We start from the raw sequence: 1,270 nt of genomic DNA, 5'->3' as shown, positions 1-1,270 counted from the left end.
GTCGCTTTCGCGACATCTCTCCCCTCCGGGGCGAGAAGATTGGGGGGCTGTGCGGAAGAGCTGTATGCGATCGCCTTGAGGTTTTCGGGGAGAACAGCGCCGTCGCGGTTCCGCTCGATAAGGCGCGTGGCGATCGCCACGCCATTCAGCTCGGCATTGATTTCGGCGGCCTCCAGCGCGAGCGGATCGATATCGCAGGCGATCACCGCGCCCGCTCCGGCTTTCGCCGCGGCGATCGCGACGAGCCCGGAGCCGGTTCCGTAGTCGATCACGGTCAGGCCACGGACGATATCCGGCTCCGCTTCGATATGGCGGGCGAGCGCCAGCCCGCCGGCCCAGACATGCGCCCAGTACGGCGATAACCCGCTGCCCATTTCGGCAAGCAGACGCCCGATGCCGCTTCTCTCGTTTGCGAGGCGAAGCCTGAGCGAGGAAAGGCCCGGAACCGAGGTTGCCGGCAGCCGGGCCTCAATGATCTCCCGAAAGGCGCGCAAGGACAGGTCAGGCGGCGGCAAGCTGGGTCAGCGCCTGCTGCATCACCTCGACGGGCTGCGCGCCGCTGACGGCATATTTGCCGTTGAACACGAAGAACGGCACGCCGCTGACTCCCATTTCCTGGGCATTGGCGATCTCGCCGCGCACCATCTCCTTGTCGGCGTCGCTTTCAAGCAGCTTGACCACCATCTCGCGATCCATGCCGGCTTCGGCTGCGATATCGGCCAGCACCTTGTGGTCGCCGATATTGCGGCCTTCCTCGAAATTGGCGCGGTAAAGCCGGTCGACCACCGCGTTCTGCATGGCGATGCTCTCGGTATGGGCCCAGAGCAGTAGGCGATGGGCGTCCAGCGTATTGGGGCGCACAAGAATGCGGTCGAAGTTGAAGGTGATGCCGAGTTCCTTGCCGAGCGCCGTTATCTGCGCATGCATCTCGTCGCGCCGCTCGGCGCTGCCGAGCTTTTCGGCAAGCATGGCCTGATTGTCCACGCCTTCCGGCGGCACGGTCGGATCAAGCTCGAACGGACGCCACTGGACCGCGACCTCGACGTTCTCCGGCAGCGATTTGATCGCCTTGTCGAGACGTGCCTTGCCGAGATAGCACCACGGGCAGACGACATCGATAATGGCATCGACTGTGACGGTAGACATGCCGTTCCTTTCTTTAGAGTGCGGTAGAGCGGGGCACGGCTTCCCCTTTTTCAAGTCCTCTCAGTGTCACCCTCGGGCTTGACCCGAGGGTCCAGGCAGCGCTTTCCGTGTCGCCTGGATGCTC

At 63.9% G+C, this 1,270-nt stretch carries 2 protein-coding genes; both read right to left on the bottom strand.

Annotated features, from left to right (window positions below):
• On the bottom strand, window positions 1-515 hold a 515-nt coding region (locus tag V6766_RS25460; RefSeq protein ID WP_448471028.1), incomplete at its 3' end, for a 50S ribosomal protein L11 methyltransferase.
• A complete protein-coding gene (locus tag V6766_RS25455; protein ID WP_448471027.1) occupies window positions 502-1,146 on the bottom strand; it encodes a DsbA family oxidoreductase in 645 nt (214 codons plus the stop codon). The genes V6766_RS25460 and V6766_RS25455, both read right to left, overlap by 14 nt.
• Between the last annotated feature and the right edge of the window lie 124 nt (window positions 1,147-1,270).

This window comes from Martelella sp. AMO21009 (genome assembly GCF_053484295.1).
The sequence above is the reverse complement of the archived record's forward strand: the minus strand, read 5'-3'. Positions and strand labels throughout refer to the sequence as shown.